The sequence below is a fragment of the Streptomyces sp. NPDC053493 genome, from assembly GCF_044544825.1.
In the GTDB taxonomy this organism is placed as follows: Bacteria; Actinomycetota; Actinomycetes; order Streptomycetales; family Streptomycetaceae; genus Streptomyces.
Map to the genome: position 1 here is coordinate 139,621 of NZ_JBITXS010000014.1, position 14,458 is coordinate 154,078.

At 75.4% G+C, this 14,458-nt stretch carries 17 protein-coding genes and 1 pseudogene; 8 read left to right on the top strand and 10 right to left on the bottom strand.

The genetic code is table 11. The features are described from left to right. Positions 1–87 precede the first annotated feature (87 nt). Positions 88–342, top strand: coding sequence for an EF-hand domain-containing protein (locus ACIGO8_RS30510; protein ID WP_399737383.1), 255 nt, complete (start codon positions 88–90; stop codon positions 340–342). A 24-nt stretch (positions 343–366) separates the two neighbouring features. Here ACIGO8_RS30510 and ACIGO8_RS30515 read toward each other — a convergent pair whose 3' ends face one another. Beyond that, positions 367–858 (bottom strand): hemerythrin domain-containing protein, encoded by a 492-nt coding sequence (locus ACIGO8_RS30515; protein ID WP_399737385.1) that lies wholly within the window; start codon positions 856–858, stop codon positions 367–369. A 173-nt stretch (positions 859–1,031) separates the two neighbouring features. Between ACIGO8_RS30515 and ACIGO8_RS30520 the strand changes: the two genes are divergently transcribed. Both ACIGO8_RS30520 and ACIGO8_RS30525 read left to right on the top strand, forming a co-directional pair. Then, on the top strand, positions 1,032–1,724 hold the full coding sequence (locus tag ACIGO8_RS30520) for a GntR family transcriptional regulator (RefSeq protein ID WP_399737387.1): 693 nt from the start codon (positions 1,032–1,034) through the stop codon (positions 1,722–1,724). A 188-nt stretch (positions 1,725–1,912) separates the two neighbouring features. Next, a complete protein-coding gene (locus ACIGO8_RS30525; protein WP_399737389.1) occupies positions 1,913–3,250 on the top strand; it encodes an amidohydrolase in 1,338 nt (445 codons plus the stop codon). 210 nt (positions 3,251–3,460) lie between these two features. Here ACIGO8_RS30525 and ACIGO8_RS30530 read toward each other — a convergent pair whose 3' ends face one another. From ACIGO8_RS30530 to ACIGO8_RS30555, 6 genes are all read right to left on the bottom strand, one after another. Further along, on the bottom strand, positions 3,461–3,745 hold the full coding sequence (locus tag ACIGO8_RS30530) for a hypothetical protein (protein ID WP_399737391.1): 285 nt from the start codon (positions 3,743–3,745) through the stop codon (positions 3,461–3,463). Between the two features lie 273 nt (positions 3,746–4,018). After that, complete coding sequence (locus tag ACIGO8_RS30535; RefSeq protein WP_399737393.1) at positions 4,019–4,795, bottom strand: metallophosphoesterase; 777 nt, start codon at positions 4,793–4,795, stop codon at positions 4,019–4,021. Further along, complete coding sequence (locus tag ACIGO8_RS30540) at positions 4,792–5,064, bottom strand: BON domain-containing protein (RefSeq protein ID WP_399737395.1); 273 nt, start codon at positions 5,062–5,064, stop codon at positions 4,792–4,794. Before ACIGO8_RS30540 ends, ACIGO8_RS30535 begins: the two co-directional genes overlap by 4 nt. Next, entirely contained in the window at positions 5,048–5,854 is an 807-nt protein-coding gene (locus tag ACIGO8_RS30545) for a nucleotidyltransferase family protein (protein ID WP_399737397.1), read from the bottom strand. The genes ACIGO8_RS30540 and ACIGO8_RS30545 overlap by 17 nt, the downstream gene beginning before the upstream one ends. After that, on the bottom strand, positions 5,851–6,933 hold the full coding sequence (locus tag ACIGO8_RS30550; RefSeq protein ID WP_399737399.1) for an iron-containing redox enzyme family protein: 1,083 nt from the start codon (positions 6,931–6,933) through the stop codon (positions 5,851–5,853). Before ACIGO8_RS30550 ends, ACIGO8_RS30545 begins: the two co-directional genes overlap by 4 nt. 58 nt (positions 6,934–6,991) lie before the next feature. After that, positions 6,992–7,537, bottom strand: a complete 546-nt coding sequence (locus ACIGO8_RS30555; protein WP_399737401.1) for a CDGSH iron-sulfur domain-containing protein — start codon at positions 7,535–7,537, stop codon at positions 6,992–6,994. 44 nt (positions 7,538–7,581) lie between these two features. On the opposite strand from ACIGO8_RS30555, the pseudogene ACIGO8_RS30560 reads away from it, so the two are divergent. The 3 genes and pseudogenes from ACIGO8_RS30560 to ACIGO8_RS30570 form a co-directional block, all read left to right on the top strand. Next, a pseudogene (locus ACIGO8_RS30560) lies at positions 7,582–8,040 on the top strand (SRPBCC family protein); the annotation flags it as partial. 272 nt (positions 8,041–8,312) lie between these two features. Next, positions 8,313–9,677, top strand: coding sequence for a cytochrome P450 (locus tag ACIGO8_RS30565; RefSeq protein ID WP_399737403.1), 1,365 nt, complete (start codon positions 8,313–8,315; stop codon positions 9,675–9,677). Beyond that, a complete protein-coding gene (locus tag ACIGO8_RS30570; RefSeq protein ID WP_399737405.1) occupies positions 9,661–10,329 on the top strand; it encodes a UdgX family uracil-DNA binding protein in 669 nt (222 codons plus the stop codon). Before ACIGO8_RS30565 ends, ACIGO8_RS30570 begins: the two co-directional genes overlap by 17 nt. A gap of 104 nt (positions 10,330–10,433) precedes the next feature. Here ACIGO8_RS30570 and ACIGO8_RS30575 read toward each other — a convergent pair whose 3' ends face one another. The 3 genes from ACIGO8_RS30575 to ACIGO8_RS30585 form a co-directional block, all read right to left on the bottom strand. Next, a complete protein-coding gene (locus tag ACIGO8_RS30575; RefSeq protein ID WP_399737407.1) occupies positions 10,434–11,126 on the bottom strand; it encodes an HAD family hydrolase in 693 nt (230 codons plus the stop codon). Between the two features lie 45 nt (positions 11,127–11,171). Beyond that, entirely contained in the window at positions 11,172–11,897 is a 726-nt protein-coding gene (locus ACIGO8_RS30580) for a HemK2/MTQ2 family protein methyltransferase (RefSeq protein ID WP_399737443.1), read from the bottom strand. A 370-nt stretch (positions 11,898–12,267) separates the two neighbouring features. Next, positions 12,268–12,582, bottom strand: coding sequence for a DUF3040 domain-containing protein (locus tag ACIGO8_RS30585; protein ID WP_399737409.1), 315 nt, complete (start codon positions 12,580–12,582; stop codon positions 12,268–12,270). A 209-nt stretch (positions 12,583–12,791) separates the two neighbouring features. Here ACIGO8_RS30585 and ACIGO8_RS30590 point away from each other — a divergent pair, with 209 nt between their 5' ends. Both ACIGO8_RS30590 and ACIGO8_RS30595 read left to right on the top strand, forming a co-directional pair. Next, a complete protein-coding gene (locus tag ACIGO8_RS30590; RefSeq protein ID WP_399737411.1) occupies positions 12,792–13,895 on the top strand; it encodes an SDR family oxidoreductase in 1,104 nt (367 codons plus the stop codon). Positions 13,896–13,901: 6 nt separating this feature from the next. Next, positions 13,902–14,414: a hypothetical protein gene (locus ACIGO8_RS30595; RefSeq protein WP_399737413.1), complete on the top strand. Its 513-nt coding sequence runs from the start codon at positions 13,902–13,904 to the stop codon at positions 14,412–14,414. Positions 14,415–14,458 lie beyond the last annotated feature (44 nt).

Sequence of the window (14,458 nt, forward strand, 5' to 3'; positions counted from 1 at the left end):
CCCGCGGGCGGCGTCGGCGTCCTACGGCAGACAGCACCCGCCGGCGGCCACCGACCACCGGCCGCCGGCCACCGAACAGGACACGCCATGAGCGACAAGGCCCGGATTCTCTTCGACGCGCTCGACCTCGACCAGGACGGCACGCTCACGCGCGCCGAGGTCATCGCCGCCCTGCGGGCCAAGGGACCGACGCTGGCCGCGCAGGGTGTGATCCCGGTGTGGGGCGTGGGCGACGCCGAGGACTCCTCGGCGCTGTTCGACGAGGCCGACGCGAACGGCGACCGCGTGCTGTCACTCGAGGAGTTCACCGCGCTCGTGGACCGGCGCTTCGGCTGGTCCTGATCCGGCGCCGGGCCCCGGGGCGGCTCAGCGCGCGTCGCGTTCGAACACCGCCCACGGCCGGTCGGTCTCGGGAGGCAGGCCGTCGAGCGCGCTGCCGATGGCGCGCTCCTCGTAGGTGAAATGGGACTCCATGATCGCCGCGAGTCCGTCGAGCTCTCGGCCGATCGCCTCCAGCGCCGGGCCGCGCGAGGTCTCGGCCCGGGCGGTGAGTTCCCGTACGCGGGTGAGCAGGCCGCTGATCAGGCCGTGGTCCTCGACGAGCTTGGCGATCGTCGGGGCCAGGTCGGGCCGTTCGCGGACCAGCTGGTCGAACAGCCCGGCGTCCTCGCCCTCGTGGTGCTCGGTGAGGGCGGCGCAGAAGGCCAGGCAGTGGGTGAGGAGCCGGTCGTCGTCCGGCCGGTGCCGGCGCTGTCCCAGGCCGGTCTTGAGGTCACGGAGCCGCCGGCGCAGTTCGTCATGGGTCAGGCTGAGCTGTCGGCTGAGGGCGACCGCACGGTCGCCGTCACGGGAGGCCATGAAGGGCGGTCCCTTCGTTTCGGCACCTCCATGTCTGACGCGGACCGTCACCGACACGCGATGCTTCCCGCATACGATCATGCGCGCGTCGAAACGGCAAGGCCGTTACGTGCCGTGCCCACGCCGAGCGCGCCACTATCCTCGGCGCCGGGCAGGCGTGGCGAGGGACGGACGTGGGCGTGAAGAGGGCGGACGAGGTGGCCGGCAGCGGTGCGCGGGCGGGCGGGGCGGCCTCGCTCAGCGCGCGGGCGCGCGAGGAGGTGCTCCAGCGGATCGTCGACCGGCGGTACGCGCAGGGCGCGCGGCTCGTGGAGCGGGAGGTCGCCGAGGAGCTCAGCATGTCGCGCGTCCCGGTGCGCGAGGCGCTGCGCGCGCTGGTCGCCGAGGGACTGCTCGAACTGCTCCCGCACAGCGGCGTCCGGGTGCGGCGGCTCGAGCGTGCGGACGTGGAGCACCTGTACGAGGTGTGGGAGCCGCTGGCGGTCCAGGCGTCGCGGCTCGCGGCGCGGGCGGCCGCGGCGGGCGACACCGCCGGTCTCGCCGCGTTGCGGGCGGCGCTGCGGCAGGCGGAGTCGGCGGCGGCCGAGGACGAGGGAACGCGCGAGGTGGCCGCGCACACGGAGTTCCACGACCGTGTCGTGGCGATGGCCGGCAATCCGCTGCTCGCGCGCACGATGGAGCAGCTGAGCTGGCAGCTTCGCCTGGTGTTCGGGCTGCGCGCGGAGCCGGACCACATGCGGGCCCAGCACGCCGAGATGTACCGGCACATCGCCGCCGGCGACGCGGAGGCCGCGGCAGCGGGCACGCTGCTGCACGTGCGCGACAGCCGGGCGGTCGCTCTGCGCAGCCTCTTCGGTGAGGCCTAGCCACCCCGGCTCTTTGTATACCAAGCACGGATCCGACCCCTCACCCCTCTCGCATGACCGGGATTTTCCCCGCCACCCTTGTCCGCTCTACCTCGCTTGGTATACAAAACGGGAAGTCAGTCGTGCCGCCCCCCTCCCCCGGCTCTCTTCTCCCCCGCGTCATCGCCTTGCCCGAACGAGGAGTCCCCATGCCGCTCTCCCGCCGCACCATGCTGGCCGGTGCCGCCGCCCTGACCGGCACGACGGCCGCGTCGGCCGCGACCGCCGCCGCCGTTCCCGCCGAGGCCGCCGAGGTCTCCGGCGTCCAGGCCGCCGCCCCTTCCGCCGACGCCGCGGGCCGGGCCGCCAGGGCCGTCGTCTTCCGTGACGTGCGCCCGTTCGGCGCGGCACGCGCCACCGACCTGGTGGTGGTCGACGGCCACGTCACCGACGGCCCAGCGCCGCGGGGCGCGAAGGTCGTCGACGGAGGTGGCCGGATCGCGCTCCCGTCCCTCGTGGACGCCCACATCCACCCCGACAAGACGACCTGGGGCGGCTCGTGGGTCTCACGGCGCCCGGCGGGCGCGATCGCCGACTACGTGGCCCAGGACGTGGAGCTGTACCGCAGCCAGCGCCGCCCGGTCGCGGAACGCGCGTACGGTCTGATGTCCCACGCCGTCGCCCGCGGCACCCGCGCCATGCGCGCCCACGCCGACCTGGCGCCGGCCTACGGTCTGGCCGGCGTGGAGGGCCTGGCCGAGGCGCGGCGCCGGCTGCGCCACGCGCTCGACGTCCAGATCGTGGCCTTCCCGCAGCACGGCGTGATCCGCACGCCCGGCACCGCGCGGCTCCTGGAGGACGCGGCGCGCAGCGGTGACGTCGACATGATCGGCGGGATCGACCCGATCGGCTTCGACCACGCCCTGGACGAGCAGCTGGACCTCGTCTTCGGCATCGCGGACCGCCACGGCGTCGGCCTGGACATCCATCTGCACGACCGGGGCGACAACGGCGTCAGGACGCTGCGCGGCATCATCGACCGCACCCGCGCCCTGTCGCTGGCCGGCAAGGTCACCGTCAGCCATGTCTTCTGCCTGCCCGCCCTGTCGGACCGCGAACTCGGCTCGCTCGCGGCCGACCTGGGCGCGCAGGACATCGCGCTGACCACCGTGGCGCCGTCCGACTCGCTGGTGCTGCCGATCGCGCGGCTGCGCGAGCACGGCGTGCGGGTCGGGCTCGGTTCGGACGGCGTGCGCGACGCGTGGAGCCCGTTCGGCGACGCCGACATGCTGCACCGGGCGCACCTGCTCGGCTGGGTCACCGACGTCCGCCTCGACGAGGAGCTGGCGGACTGCTACCGGGTCGCCGCGCACGGCGGCGCGGACGTGATGGCCCTCCCGCACGCGGACCTCGCTCCCGGCTCGCCGGCCGACTTCGTCCTCGTGCGGGGCGAGTGCCTGCCGCAGGTCGTGGTCGACATGCCGCGGCGGGACATGGTCGTGCACGGCGGCGTCGTGGTGGCCCGCGACGGCGCGTTCCTCGGCTGAGGCAGCGCCGGCTGAGGCTCCTAGGCCGTCTCTTCCGGATCTTGCCGGGCTCTCGACGCCCGGCGCCGCACCTCGCCGCGTTGTCGTCGGTCGCCGATGTCCCCCAGCTACCGCTGGGCGGTGCCCCCACCGCATCGCTTCCCTCCTCCGCCTTGCGATGCACGACACCGGACGCCGCTCGCTGATCCGGCCTGATCCGAAAGAAACGACCTAGGCGGCGGTGGGGTGGGGCGGCCGGTCGGCGGCGGTCCTGACCGGGCCGACGACCGTGAGCGGGATGCCCAGGGCCTCGCACAGCCGGCGGGCCCGGGTCAGCGCGCTGAGCGAGGCCGGTGAGGGATCGGCGGTGGGGATCTGGATGCGCACCAGCCGCGGCCGGTGGGCGAGCAGGAGGGCCTCGGTCTCGAGGAAGGCCGCGGCTCTGCTGCTGACGTCGAGGTCGCGCAGGAGGGCCACGTGCAGAACGCCGTCCTCCATGGCGTGGCTGATGAGCATGGCGGTCTCCTTCCGCCGCTCGATGGGCCCCCTGCCGCACGGCCGGCAGGCCTGGGACAGGCGGCTCATCCAGTATGGCGAGAAACGTGCTGCATGCATCCTTCCATGGGGCGTGTCCACGGATCCGTCGGCAGGGTGAAGGACGCCGCTTCGGCCCCACGCGCCTCGCGGGGCGCGCAGGTAACAGGCTAGGCAGACGCCCGCCGTGATCGCACCCGCACCGCACGTGAACGAGCTCCCGGTCCAGGACCGGGAGCTCGTTGTCGTCGCTGGTCAGAGGCCTGGTGGCGGCTGCTCGTGGCCGTCGGCCGACAGTTGGTAGAGGGCGAAGGCGCGGCCGATCACCGGCTGGGCGACGTTGCGGACGCGTACACCGCCCGCCGTCATGCCGTGCTCGGTCCCGAGGTGGGCGTGGCCGTGCACGGCGAGGTCGGCGCCGACCTCGTCGATCGCCTCGGCCAGCAGATAGCTGCCGAGGAAGGGATAGATCTCCAGCGGTTCACCGGCCAGCGTGTCCGGCACCGGCGAGAAGTGCGTCAGCGCGATCCGTACGGCACAGCCGTCGGCGGCCAGTTCGCCCAGCGCGGCGGACAGCCGCTCGGCGCTCAGCCGGGTCGTGCGCACGAACGCCTTCATCTCGGGTTCGCCGAACTCGCCCGCGCTGCGGCCGACGAAGCCGCCGCAGAAGCCCTTCGCGCCCGCGACGCCGACCTTGCGGCCGCCCACGGGCAGCACGGTCGCGTCGCCCTCGAGGACGTGGACGCCGGCATCACGCAGTACGCGGGTGATCGCCTCCTCCTGCCCGGAGTGGTAGTCGTGGTTGCCGAGGACGGCCACCACCGGCACACCGCACTCGCGCACCTCGCCCGCCACCACCTCGGCCTCCTCGACGGTGCCGTGCCGGGTCAGGTCGCCGGCGAGCAGCAGCAGGTCGGCGCGGTCCGGCAGGGCGGCGAAGGCGGGCCGCAGCAGGCCCTGGCAGTCCGGGCTCAGATGGATGTCGCCGACGGCCGCGACCCGGACGGCGTCGGGGACGGTGGGCGCGCTCATGGCAGCTCCTCGAAGCGGTCGGGCGCGTCGGCGCAGACCACGGCGAGATCCGCGCGGACGACCAGGCCCGTCAGTTCCTCGCGGGCCAGCCGTACGATCTCGTCGCGGTGGGCGGCGGTCGGCACGGTGCCGGTCAACAGGACGGCGGTGCCGCGCTGTTCGACCTGGACGCCGAGTTCGGCGAGCTCGTCGCCGGCGAGCCGCTCGCGCAGCCGGGCGATGCGGTACTCGCCCTCGGGGCCTCCGCCGTGCTCAGCCGCCGTCCCCATCGCGGGCCCCTCCCTCCGTACCCGTACCCGTACCCGAGTCCGCGGCCGTCCCCGTACCCGTGCCCGTACCGGTCGCCGCTGCGGTGCCCGCTTCCGTGCCCGTGCCCGTCCGCGGGAGCACGTCGAGCAGTTCGAGCAGGTACAGGAAGGCGGCCGCCATCGGCTTCTCGCCGGTCTCCTCGCGGACCCGGTCCCAGTCGACGCGTTCGCGCAGGCCGCGCGCCACGGGCAGCAGGGCGCCGAAGTCGCAGTGGTGCTCGGAGAGCGCGGCGAGCCGGCCGACCATCAGGTCGGTGGGCGCGATCACGGGCATGTGGACGGAGTCCACGGGCAGCGTGTGGGCCCGCTCGAGCAGTTCGGTCGTCACGGGCCGCCCGGCCAGGGAGAAGATCAGGTCGATCTCCTCTCCTCCGCTGCGGGCCTTCACCAGCCAGTCCTCGGGCGGTTCCACGATCCGGATGCCGCGCTGGCGCAGCAGCCGGGTGACGGTCTCGGCGTCCTCGCGGCGCAGCGCGAAGTCGGTGTCGTGCTGGAGCCGGACGGGGATGCCGTGCGCGTAGGCCGCGACGCTGCCGACGAGGGCGAAGGGGCAGCCGGAGGTCTTCAGGACCGCGGCGACCTCCTTGGTCACCTCCAGGATGGCCTGGGTGTGGTCGGGTGGCAGGACCGGCGGTGTGCGGCCGGGCCGGTCGGGCGCGGGAGCGGGCTCCGCCGGGCCGGTGTCGCGCGGCGGGCTCGCGTCGGAGTACGGCGTACCGGAGTCGCCGTGCCGCCGTTCGGTCAGGTTCATGGCGTGCTCCCGGTCGGGGCGGGCGGCGGGTCGAGAGGCGCCCGCAGGGCGGTGGTCCCGGCCTCCCAGGCCCGGAGGACGGAGTCGGCGAGCGCGTCCTCGAGGAGGGCGGTGGCCTCGACGCCGAAGGCGACGTCGCCGGCGAGGCCGGGTTCGTCGGCGAGCAGCCCGTCGACCACCTCGCGCCGCACGAGCTGCTCGTGGACGGCGTCGGCCTCGACGTGCTCGTCGTAGAAGTGCACCGCGGCCTCGCCGGCGCCGACCCTGCGCAGGGCGGCGGCGATCCGGGAGGAGGCGGGCGAGGAGGCGATCTCGAGGGCGGCGAAGTGGCCGACGAGGGCGCCGCGGCGGGCCCGGTGGAGTCCGAGCAGGGACATCAGGTTCACCGTGGCGAGGGCCGGCGCTCCCACCGCGGGCAGATAGCGGCCGTAGGAGGGGTCGAGGCCGAGGTCGCTCATGAGGTCGGCGAAGAGCCGCGCGTGCATGCGCTCGGCCCGCCCGCAGCCGTACTCGTCGTACTGCACGGTCATCATCCCGGCCTTGGCGCGGCCGCGCAGCCGCGGCACCACCCACAGATGCGGGTCGGCCTCCCTGAGCTGGTACACCGAGCGCAGCACCGCGTACTCCCGCAGGTGCTCCAGGGTGCCGTGGCGGACGAGGTAGTGGGAGACGCCGTGGCCGTCGGCCGGCTCGGTCAGGAGCGTGTCGAAGGCCTCGTCCAGGCGGCCGAGCCGCCCGCAGCCGTCGCGCAGCGCCTCCTCGAAGCGCGCCTCCAGCAGGGCGCGCAGCCGCAGCAGGTCCGGGTCCCACTCCAGGGCGTCGGGCACGTCGGCGAAGCCCTGGTAGTGGAGTTCGTAGGCCAGGTGCAGCGCCAGCTGGAGGTCCTCGCCGTACGGGTCGGCCGTGGCCGTCGTACGGCGGCCGGGCAGCGCCCGGCCGCGGCCGGCGAGGAAGTCCACCACCGCGGCGGACAGGTCTCCGCGCGGCGGCGGAAGTCCAGGCCGGGCGGACGGGGCGCGCTCCTCGGTCTCGTGTGCGTCGCGCGTCCCGAGCGTCTCGCGCGGGGCTGTGGTGGTCATGGCGCGGTCTCCTCCGTCCTCAACGGGATCCCTTCGTCCTCACCGGGTCCCTCCGTCCTCACCGGGGTCCGTCGGTCTCACCGGCGTCCGTCCGGACTCCGCCGGTCTCACCGGGGTCCGTCCGGACTCCGCCGGTCTCACCGGGGTCCGTCCGGACGCCTCGGTGGGCCTCCGTCCGTTCTCTCTCCTCCGGCCGGGCCCGCCGCATGCGGCGGCGGTGGCTGGTGTCGCAGAACGGTCCTCTCAGGCTGCGCCGGCACATGCACAGCGCGACCACCGGCCGGTCACTGCGCCGGACCGTCCCGTCCGGCAGGACGATCTCCACGGGCCCTTCGACCAGGAGAGGTCCGTCGGTGACGGGAGTGATCCTCGCGGCGACCCTGGGGCGTTCGTCGGAAACGCTCACGGCACACCTCCGCTCGCATCGGGGGATGTGAGGGCGGATGCCCCGTTCGCCTGCCGGTATGCCCGCGGCACCGGCGCGCCGTGGCGGAAGCGCGCCGGTGGGCGTGGGAGCGCCCGGCCGTGCCCGGGCGGACGCGCGCCGGCGGGCGTGGGAGCGGCGATCAGGGGTAGTCGCACAGGTCCAGACATCCGTTTTCATGCGTTTCGTACGACTTGTGCGTCACGCCTGGAAGGAGGAGAACCATGAGCATGGTGCAGGAGACGATCAGGGTGGAGGCTCCCCTGCGCGCGGTCTACGACCAGTGGACGCAGTTCGAGGAGTTCCCCCGCTTCATGGACGGCGTCGAGACGGTGCGGCAGCTCGACGACCGCCATTGCCACTGGCGCACCAAGATCGCGGGTGTGACCCGTGAGTTCGACACCGAGATCGTCGACCAGCTGCCCGACGAGCGGATCTCCTGGCGGACGACGAGCGGCGACGTGAAGCAGAAGGGCGTCGTCAGCTTCCAGCGGATGGACGCCACCCACACGCGGGTGAGCCTGTCGATGGACGTCGAACCGCAGGGCATGGTCGAGAAGGCCGGTGACGCGCTCGGCTTCCTGGAGAGCCGGGTCCAGGGCGATCTGCAGCGGTTCAAGGAGTTCATCGAGCACCGTGACGACGCCACCGGCGCCTGGCGCGGCCGGCTGCGCCCCGCCGACAGCGGGAGCGAGGGCACGGCCATGGGCTCCGGCTCCGGCTCCGGCTCGGGCTCCGGCTCGGGCGGGCGCATGAGCGAGGGCCCGGGCGACCGGATGGCCGGCGACACCGGTCAGGGCATGGGCGCGGGCATGGGCCAGGACCAGGGCATGGGCGGCGCGGCATCGAGCGGCGCTCCGACCGAGCCCGAACGGCCGGGCCCCTACCCCGGACCGCTGCCGACCGACCCGGACGGCGCGCCCCACACCTGACCGCCCGTGAACAGGAGCCGCCCATGAGCGTCGACAACACCCTCGCCCTGCTGCTGAAGGGCTACGCCTGGCTGCCCGCCCTGTCCCGGCGCCAGGGCACGCGTGACGGCGGCCCCGGCGCCGACCGGCCGCTGCGCACGCGCCTGCTCGGGCATCCCGTGCGGGTGCTGCGCGGGCCCGAGGCCGTCGCCTTCTTCTACGACGAGCGGCACGCCCGGCGCGGCGGGGCGCTGCCGGGGCCGGTGCTCGACACGCTCTTCGGACGCGGCGCCGTGCACACGCTGGACGGCGCGCGGCACCGCGCCCGCAAGGCGCTGTTCCTGTCCGAACTCACCGGCCCGGCTGCGGTCGCCGATCTGGCCGACCGGGTGACCGGCGAGTTCCGGCGGCGGTTCGACGGGCTGCGCGGGCGGGAGGTCACGCTCTTCGACGAGGGCGCGCTCGTGCTGGCACGGGCCGTGAGCGACTGGGCGGGGCTGCCCGGCCACGACGCGGCCGGCGTCGAACGGCTGGGCCGGGACTGCGTGGCCATGGTCGACGGCTTCGCCACGGCCGGGCCGCGTCATCTGCGGGCCCGGCGGGCCAGGGCCCGGCAGGAGGAGACGCTGCGGCGGGCGGTGGTACGGGCCCGACGGGAGGCCTCCGCGTCCGCGGCGGGCCCGCCGCGGACCGCGCTCGAGGCGGTGGTGCGGCACCGCGAGGCGGACGGCTCCCTGCTCGACCCGGCCACGGCGGCGGTGGAGCTGCTCAACATCGTGCGGCCCACGGTCGCCGTCACCTGGTTCCTGACCTTCGCCGCCCATGCCCTGCGGCCCCGCCCGGACGTCCGCCGGCGGCTCGCGGCGGACGACGCGGAGTCGGCGCGGCTGGCCAGGTCGTTCGCCCACGAGGTACGCCGCTTCTACCCGTTCGTGCCCTTCCTCGGCGCGCTGGCGCCCGACGGGCTCGTGCTGGCCGGCGAGCGGGTGCCGCCGGGCACGATGCTGCTGCTCGACGTGTACGGGCAGAACCACGACCCCGCGCTGTGGGACGAACCCTTCCGCTTCGTCCCGGACCGGTTCCTCGCCGCGGCCCCGCATTCCGACGCGCTGATCCCGCAGGGCGGCGGGCCCCGCGACGGGCACCGCTGCCCGGGCGAGGACATCACCGTCACCGTGCTCTCCCGGCTGGCGCGCGAACTCGCCCGGCTGGACTTCACCGTGCCCGACCAGGACCTGCGGATTCCGCTGAACCGCGTCCCGACCCGGCCCCGCGACGGCTTCCGGCTGGTCGTCGGGCCGGGCGGGCCGCGCTCCGCAGGATCCGCACGGCCCGAGCGGCCCGAGCGGCCCGTGCGGCCGGGCGGATCCGAGAGACCCGGGAGGACCGGCCATGACCGGCACCCGTGACGACGGCCCCGCCCCGGAGCCTTACGACGCCACTCCCTTCCTGCCGGCGCGCGGCGGTCTGCCCGCCCACCGCCGGGCCGCCGCCGACTGCCGTGGCTGTCCGCTCCACCGGTACGCCGGCGGCACCGTGTTCGGCCGCGGCGCGGCGCACGCGCGCCTGATGCTGGTCGGCGAACAGCCCGGCGACCAGGAGGACCGCGAAGGAGAGCCGTTCGTGGGGCCGGCGGGCCGGCTGCTGTCGCGGGCGCTGCGCGAGGCGGGGCTCGCGGAGGAGGAGCTCTACCTCACGAACGCGGTCAAGCACTTCAAGTTCACCGAGGAGGAGACCCGCAAGCGCCGCATCCACAAGGCGCCGAGCCTGCGCGAGACGCTCGCCTGCCGGCCCTGGCTGATGGCCGAACTTCGGCTCGTCTCACCCGAGTTGATCGTGACGCTGGGTGCCACGGCGGGCCGGGCCCTGCTCGGGCCGTCCTTCCGGGTCGGCAGCGACCGCGGTGTGCCGAGGCCGCTGCCGGAGCCCGAGGAGGGCGTCGGCGACGGCATGCGGGTGCTCGCGACCGTCCATCCGTCGGCGGTGCTGCGGGCGAAGGACCGGGACGGCATGTACGAGGGCCTGGTCGCCGACCTGAAGGCCGCGGCCGCCGCGCTGTGAAGGCCGCGGCCGCCGCGCTGTGACCCGCGCCCCTGTCCGTAGGAACGTCCGTACGGGCAGGGGCGCGGGCATGTGTACGTGCGCGGGTCAGGGGCGGCGCGGTTTCAGGACGGCGGGCGGGACAGCGGGCTCGCGTCGAGGTGGCGCAGCAGGCTCTGCGCGTCCTCGTGGACGAGGACCGCGCCGGCGTCCTCCAGTTCACCGCGGGAGATGCCGCCGGTCAGCAGGGCGATGCAGGGCACGCCCGCGCGGCCGGCGGCCTCGACGTCCCACACGGTGTCGCCCACGAAGACGGCGTCCTCCGGATCGGTGTCCACCGATCTGAGGGCGGCCTCGACGAGGTCGGGAGCGGGTTTGGTGGTGTCGACGTCGCCGCCCGACGTGGCCGCGGCGATGACGTCGTCCGCGTCCAGCCGCCGCCGGATCGCGGCCACTTCCTCCTCGGCCGCCGAGCTGGCGAGCACCACCTTCCAGCCGCGGGCGGCGACCGCGCGCAGCAGCTCGGCCGCGCCGTCGAAGGGCCGCAGGGTCTCGTACCAGAGCGCGTAGAGGGTGCCGTGCGCGTCGGCGAGGGCGCCGTCCTCGCCGGGCCGGCGCTCCGCGCCGAGCACGGCGTCGAGCAGCCGGTCGGAGCCCATGCCGATCGCGCGGTGGATGCGGGCCATCGGGACGTCGTGGCCGTGCTGCCGCATCGCCTGCCACCAGGCCAGGGTGTGCAGGTAGTTGGTGTCCACGAGCGTCCCGTCGAGGTCGAACAGGGCGGCGCCGCGGGCCTGTCCGTCAGCGCGAGCTGTCATCGGGTCCTCCTCCCTTGGCGGTTTTCACGGCCGGGCGCCGGCGCGTCATGCCGCGCCCGCCGCCGGGTTGCCCGGCGCGGCCACCGGGTGGCTGTCGCGCCCGGCCACCGGCACGCGGGCGGTCTCGCGGACGGCGCGGATCACCACGAGGACCTCGCTGCGCGTCCCGGGCGGGATCAGCCCCTGGCGCTCGAACCAGGCCGCCCGGGCCGCCATCACGGGCCCGAACGGCTGGATGCCGCTCGCCGCCACGCGGGCCCGCAGGCCCGCCTCCCGCAGCGCGGCGAGGCTGTCGGTGACACCGCTCAGCGACGACTGGACCAGCAGCAGCACGCCGTGCGGCGCGAGGACGTCCGGCGCCGTGCGGCAGATCCGGTCGAGGAGCAGCCGGCCGTCCGGCCCCGCGTCCCAGGCCCGGCGCCGGCCGCGGGCCGGTGCGCGCTCGGAGGCGGCGGGGACGTAGGGCGGATTGGCGGTCACCAGGTCGAAGCGCTCGTCCGCCACCGGCGCGGCCAGGTCGCCACGGACGACTCTGACCCGGCATCCGTGGAGACGGGCGTTGACGCGGGCGGTGGCGACAGAGGTGCCGGAGATGTCGACCGCCGTCGCGTCGGCGCCTCTGCGGGCCGCGGCGACGGCGAGGATGCCGGTGCCGGTACACAGGTCGAGCGTCCGGACTCCCGGCCGCAGATCCTCGCGGTCGAGGCTCTCCATCAGGAGGGCGGTGTCGCCCTGCGGTGCGTACACTCCCGGCGCTCGCAGCATTTTCATCGGGCTCATTCGCCGCGGGTACCCGGCTGCGGGCCCGGCATACACGGGGCGGACGCACATGGGTCCGGCACACGCGGGGCGGGCGCACATGGGCCGGGCGCACATGGGGCGGGCGCAGATGGGTCCGGCACACACGGGGGCGGCGCACACGGGCCGGGCGCACATGGGCCCGGCACCCACGGGGCGGCCACGACGAGGCCGGGCACGCCCACGACGAACCGGGCACGACGACCGGCGCCCGGGCCCACGACGGGGCCGGGCACGGTGACGGCCACGGCGACCGGCGCCCGGGCCCACGACGGGCCGGGCACGGTGGCGTCTGGCACGGTCACGGGCAGGGCGACCGGCGCCCGGCGCGCCCCGCGCGAGGTCACGCGCCGCCCTGCTGCGCCGCCGACCAGCGATGGCACCAGCCCACGACCAGCACCGTCAGGCCGGTCAGGCTCAGCAGCCACGCGCCCGCGAAGGCCCAGACGAAGCCCGGCCGGCCGGTGGCGGTGGCCAGGGCCAGCAGGGCGACGGACCCGGCGAGCGCCACCGCCACGCCCACGCTCATCAGCAGCCTGCGCAGCAGACCGCGGCGCATCGCCCGCAGGCGGCGGGCGAGGGCGCGGTCCCGGCCGAGGCTCTCCTCGAGCTCGGCGAGGATGCGCTGCTCATGCGGGGACAACCGGACTTCATCCATCGCGGACACCTCCTGCCGGGGCGGTTACCCCCGCGCGGGGCCGTCAGACGTGCCCGGGGGCCGGTCTCACGCCCGCGCCGAGGCGGTGGCACGCGCCCGCCGGGGCGGTGGCACGCCGCCCGCCGCGACGCGACGCGTGTTCCGTCGGCGCCGGGGCAGTCGCACGGCGACAGGGCGAGCGGGGGTACGGTGACAGGAGGAGTGTGACCATGATCCGGACGTCCGATGTCGCCTCGTTCGTGGAGGGCCTGGCCGTGCTGCGGACCACCCGTGGCGCACCGGGTCCGTTCGCGGGCCGCACGGTGGTCGTCACCGGCGCCAGTGCCGGGGTCGGCCGGGCCACCGCCCGCGCCTTCGGGGCGTCGGGCGCGCGGGTGGCGCTGCTGGCGCGCGGCCGGGTGGGCCTTGAGGCCGCGGCGCGGGAGGTCGAGCGGGCGGGCGGCGAGGCGCTGGTCGTACCGGTGGACATGGCGCGGCCGGAGGAGGTGGAGGCGGCGGCCGATCTCGTGGAGCGCCGTCTCGGTCCCTTCGACGTGTGGGTGAACGCGGCCTTCACCTCGGTCTTCGCGCCGTTCCTCGGCATCGGCCCGGACGAGTACGAGCGGGTCACGGCGGTCACGTACCTCGGCTGCGTGAACGGCACGCGGGCGGCGCTGCGGCGCATGGGGCCGCGTGACGCGGGCGCCGTCGTCCAGGTCGGCTCGGCGCTCGGCGAGGCGTCCGTACCGCTCCAGGCGGCCTACTGCGGCGCGAAGCACGCGATCAACGGCTTCACGGAGTCGGTGCGGCTCGAACTGCTGCACCAGCGCAGCCGGGTCGCGGTGACGGTCGTGCAGCTGCCGGCCGTCAACACCCCGCAGTTCTCCTGGGCGCTCTCCCGGCTGCCGCACCGGCCACGGCCCGTGGCGCCGGTGTACCAGCCCGAGGTCGCGGCCCGGGCCGTCCTGCACGCCGCCCGGCACCCGCGGCGCAAGGAGTACCGGGTCGGCGCCTCCACCGCGGCCGCCGTGCTCGCGCACCGGCTGGCTCCCGCGCTGGTGGACCGCTACGTCGCCCGTACCGCGTACGACTCCCAGCAGACCGACGAACCGGCGCCGGCGGCCGCTCCCTCCAATCTCTGGGCGCCGCTCGACGGGCCGGGCGGCCACGACCACGGCGCGCACGGGCCCTTCGACGCCGAGTCCGCCGAACGGTCGCCGTGGACCGCGCTCGCCCGGCATCCGGCGGGCACCGGAGCCGTCGCCGGGGCTGCCGTGGGCGCGACGGCCCTGCTGGCCAGAACCCTGCGCCGGCCCCGCAGCGAAAGGCGGTGAGCCGCCATGACGGACTTCGAACTGGTGGACGTCTCCCTCTACAGCGACGAGCTGGGGCGGGTCGAAGTGCCCCTGCGCGACCCGGCCGGGGCCGAGCCGCTCGACGTCCCGGAGGGCGCGGTCGTCAGCGTGGGCCTGACCTTCCGGCTGGGCCGGGAGATCGACGGCCTGGTCTTCGAGGACACCCGGAGCAAGGACGACGTGGTGCTGGCCGCCACGCGGACGGTCCTGGGCGGGTTCCGGCCGGGCGGGCCGTACGAGGTCCGGCTCCCTCCGGAGCGGCTGCCGGTCGGACGGGCGCACTGCGGCGTGTACGACGTGGCGGGCCGTTTCACCGACGGCGACGGCCGTGAGCTCGCCGTGGAACACCACCGGCTGAGCCTCACCCACCAGCCGGCCGCCCACAAGCGCTGGGTCGTCACCCCGACACCGCCCACACCCGGCCCGTCCCCCGCCACCGGCCCCACCACAAGCCCCGGCCGGGACCCGACCCTGCCGGGCGGCAGCCAGGCGGCGTGAGCCACTCCCGAGCCGAACCGTGACCGGAAGCTATCGCCGCCCGC